Origin of the sequence: Okeania sp. SIO2F4, assembly GCF_010672385.1 — a bacterium.
Taxonomy (GTDB): Bacteria; Cyanobacteriota; Cyanobacteriia; order Cyanobacteriales; family Microcoleaceae; genus Trichodesmium.
In genome coordinates, this window is sequence record NZ_JAAHGT010000873.1 from 1 (window position 1) to 4134 (window position 4134).

A 4134-nucleotide genomic window follows, 5' to 3' on the forward strand; every position below is an offset into this window, starting at 1 on the left:
TTCCACTTCGTTCCGCTCGCAATGACCAACAACAATAATAACTCAAAATTTAGTTTGTAACGCCGACAGAAACCTTTGTATCTATCGGCGCATTCTGACAAGGATGGGCCTAACTCAAAAAAGGCTGGATGCCATTGAGTAATACCATCGGTAGTTAGTTGTTCATAAGTGCCATAGTTAGAAAAGTCGTAGAAAAAGCCTTCTTTCATCCCTGCTGCCTTGGGGTTGGCATGAATATAACGGATGGTGTTTAAGGCCCTTTCTTTGTCGGAGTTGGGGAAGCCATGACAGGTATACCTTTGTTCCCAAAAGTGTCCTTTGCGGTTAAGGAGGGCATTAAAAGACATGGCAGAATACCAATTTATCCAATGCATTTACTACCTAGTCATTGCGAATGGAGCGTCAGCGTAATGAAGCAATCTCGACGGTTGAGATTGCTTCGCTTCACTTCGTTCCGCTCGCAATGACACAGGGTTTTCTGCTTCCATCAAGTAATGGACATGATTCAGCATAATGCACAAGGCATACAGTTTAAATGGGTATTTTTCTTGGGAAAAGTTTGATGATATGTAACAGTATTTCTCTGGTCTGGTGGCGGGTGAGGTTGAAATCTCTGTTATTACACCGAGTCGTAATATGGTACGAATAATCTGCTTTGAATTCTCTTTTTGGTCTGCCCATGTCGTTTCAGTTAACAGTTATCAGTTATCAGTTATCAGCCAGTTGGCAACTACACCGAACACTTCTGACTTCTGACTTTCCTGCGGAATGCTGCGCAAACAAACTTCTGACTTCTCTCAAGGTGCCAGGTATCGGTGAAGAAAAGTTCGTTTTCATTTTCTTTAAGCTGATACCTAGCATAAAACCGCCTGATGGTACAACACGGAGCTTATCCCACACGAGTCCCCGCCGGGGTCCCCGGCGGGTCTAAATTGAGGGTCCCATCAACTTGCCCAGGGTCCGAAGGAGAAACTCTCCGCGTCGTAAGTCAAGTCGGTCGCGTATCCCTTCGAGAAGAGAATGCTGGAGCTGGGTTCATAATCAGGGGGTATAGGGGGTGGAGTGGGTGCAACCTTCAAAGAACAGATGTGTGGATGTGTGCTACACCAATTGTTCATTGTTTTTTGGATAAGCGCAGAAACCCTAGCTTGTTCCTGGGGAGAAATAGGGGAAAAAAAACGAGAGAACGGAATCCGTTTCCCACCAACGACGCCCATACCGTCGGGGGTAAACAAACCCTCCAAGGCCATCTCCATAAAACTTAATTCTTTCAATTCCACTCGCCACATCTCCATTTTCTTTTTTTACGCCTCTATACTAGGATACGCCTAAATGGTGCTGTTTGTAGCGGATATTTGTTTTTGCTGACTGAGTATGACACTTGCACGCTGCTGTACACTGTTTGTTCATACTTGACTGAATAAAATATAGGGCATGAAACGAATAAATCCAAATCCTACCCCTAACATTCCTCCCTATACTTGGAATCGTCCCATTGGTCTTGATTGGGACAAACCTTACACAGTGCGCTATAGCAGTAATCTTGATGATGGCCCCTGGCATGGAATGCCCCTGGGAGGTTTCGGCGCAGGTGCCATCGGTCGCTCCCCACGGGGCGATTTTAATCTCTGGCATCTCGACGGTGGCGAACACATTTATCAAAATCTGTCTGCCTGTCAATTTAGCGTTTTTGAAGAAACAAAAGGCCAGAAACAAGCTTATGCTTTATCTACCGAACCGCCGACAGATGGCAGTCTCTCTACTTGGCAATGGTATCCCAAACAAAAAGCAGGTCTAAATACAGGTACTTATCATGCTCTTTATCCGCGGAGTTGGTTTGTCTATGAAAATGTATTTACTGCACAATTAAGTTGCGAACAATTTTCCCCAATTTGGGCAGCTAACTATCAAGAAACCAGTTACCCCATCGCTATATTTGAATGGATTGCTCACAACCCTACAGATGAACCAATTACACTTAGTATAATGTTAACTTGGCAAAATACTATCGGTTGGTTTACCAATTCTGTGAAAACACCAGAAGTGCAAGTGCGAGATGATGGCAGTCCAGTTTATGAATATAAACCACGGTGGGGAGAGAGTACGGACAACTTTAACCTATTAGTGGAAGATTTTCACCGTATTGGTTGCACCATGACCAAGTTAAGTATTGCTGACGAACCCGCAGAAGGAGAGGGGCAAATGGCGATCGGTACTTTTACTAATGCTGGTGTTGAGGTCAACTATAACACGCGCTGGAACCCCGTTGGTAGTGGGGAAGAAATCTGGCACTACTTTGCAATAGATGGCACTCTTATAGATGAACAAAATGAACTACCTGCACAAGAAGGAGAGCAAATAGGAGTAGGAATATCAGTTCGTTTCACCATTAGACCGGGGAGAACGCGGAAAATCCCTTTCTTCTTGGCTTGGGATTTGCCTGTGACTGAGTTTGGCGCTGGAGTTTCATATTACCGCCGTTATACAGATTTTTATGGTCGCAATGGCAAAAATGTTTGGTCGATGATTCGTACTGCTATGAAACATTATCAAACTTGGCGGGAGAATATTGAAGCTTGGCAAAATCCGATTCTGGAAAGGGAAGATTTGCCTAATTGGTTTAAGATGGCTTTGTTTAATGAACTTTATGACCTCACGAGTGGGGGCACTATTTGGAGTGCTGCAGATCGAGACGATCCCAAAGGTCTGTTTGCTGTGCTGGAATGTCTAGATTACCGTTGGTATGAGAGTTTGGATGTAAGGTTATATGGTTCTTTTGGGTTGTTAATGTTGTGGCCGGATTTGGAAAAGTCGGTGTTGGTAGCGTTTGCGCGAGCGATTTCAACGGCGGATGATACGCCGAGAATTATTGGTTATAATCAAGCATCGGCAGTGAGAAAAATTGCCGGAGCAACTCCCCATGACTTGGGGGCACCCAATGAGCATCCTTGGGAAAAGACGAATTACACCAGTTATCAAGATTGTAATCAATGGAAGGATTTATCTAGTGATTTTGTGTTGCAAGTGTATCGAGATTTTCTGTTGACTGGTGCAGATGATTATGAATTTCTCTGGGAATGTTGGTCTGCTATTACAGAAACGCTAGCATATCTCAAAGGTTTTGATAAAGATAATGATGGCATTCCCGAAAATGAGGGAGCGCCGGATCAGACTTTTGATGATTGGCAGTTGCGGGGTGTGAGTGCCTATTGTGGCGGGTTATGGTTAGCAGCATTAGAGGCAGCGATCGCCATTGGGAAAGTTTTAATTGAGCATCCCAGGGAAATTCCTTATTATCCACCTCAAGGATTCCATTCTGAGGTTGATCAAAATTCTGTAGATGCGATAAATAATCAAATTTCTGTGTATCAAAATTGGTTAGAAAAAGCATTACCTATTTATCAAGAAAAATTATGGAATGGGGAATATTATCGTTTGGATAGTGAGAGTAATTCGGAAGTAGTAATGGCTGACCAATTATGCGGTCAATTTTATGCCAAGTTATTAAATTTGCCAGATATTGTACCTGTTGAATGTGCTTTATCTGCTTTAAAAACTGTCTATAATTCTTGTTTTAAAAATTTTCATAATGGGAAGTTTGGTGCAGTTAATGGAGTATTGCCTGATGGTTCCCCAGAGAATCCTAATGCTACCCATCCTTTGGAGGTTTGGACGGGAATTAATTTTGGTTTAGCGGCTTTTATGGTGCAAATTGGTATGAAAAAAGAAGCTTTGGAAATAACTGAGGTAGTGGTAAAACAAATTTATGAAAATGGCTTACAATTTCGCACCCCAGAAGCTATTACCGCAGAGGGAACTTTTAGAGCTAGTCATTATTTAAGAGCAATGGCAATTTGGGCGATTTATAATAGACTTCTTGCAGAAGTCAGGGAATAGGTATGGAGGGAATAGGTATGGAGGGAATAGGGGGGATAAAATTGTTGATTCTATATCTTGAATTGGTTTAATTAAAAATTTTGCAAGAGGTTTAATGAATTTAGAATTCAGAATTCAGAATACAGAATTTAGAAGTTAAATTCTTACTTGATGATTTTAAGAAAACTAGAAAAAAGATTTAACTGATAACTGATAACTGATAACTGATAACTGATAACTAATCACTGATAACTGGTT

1 protein-coding gene and 1 pseudogene are annotated in these 4134 nt (G+C 42.0%); one reads left to right on the forward strand and one right to left on the reverse strand.

Annotated elements, in window-relative coordinates; translation table 11 throughout:
• A pseudogene (locus F6K22_RS42670) lies at positions 1–347 on the reverse strand (hypothetical protein); the annotation flags it as partial.
• A 1087-nt stretch (positions 348–1434) separates the two neighbouring features.
• Between F6K22_RS42670 and F6K22_RS34220 the strand changes: the two are divergent.
• Positions 1435–3897 (forward strand): GH116 family glycosyl hydrolase, encoded by a 2463-nt coding sequence (locus F6K22_RS34220; protein WP_293108677.1) that lies wholly within the window; start codon positions 1435–1437, stop codon positions 3895–3897.
• The last annotated feature ends 237 nt before the right edge of the window (positions 3898–4134 follow it).

What these genes read in the sequence shown, in the direction of transcription:
- F6K22_RS34220 (WP_293108677.1), top strand. Translation starts at nt 1,435, where the DNA reads ATGAAACGAATAAATCCAAATCCTACCCCTAACATTCCTCCCTATACT.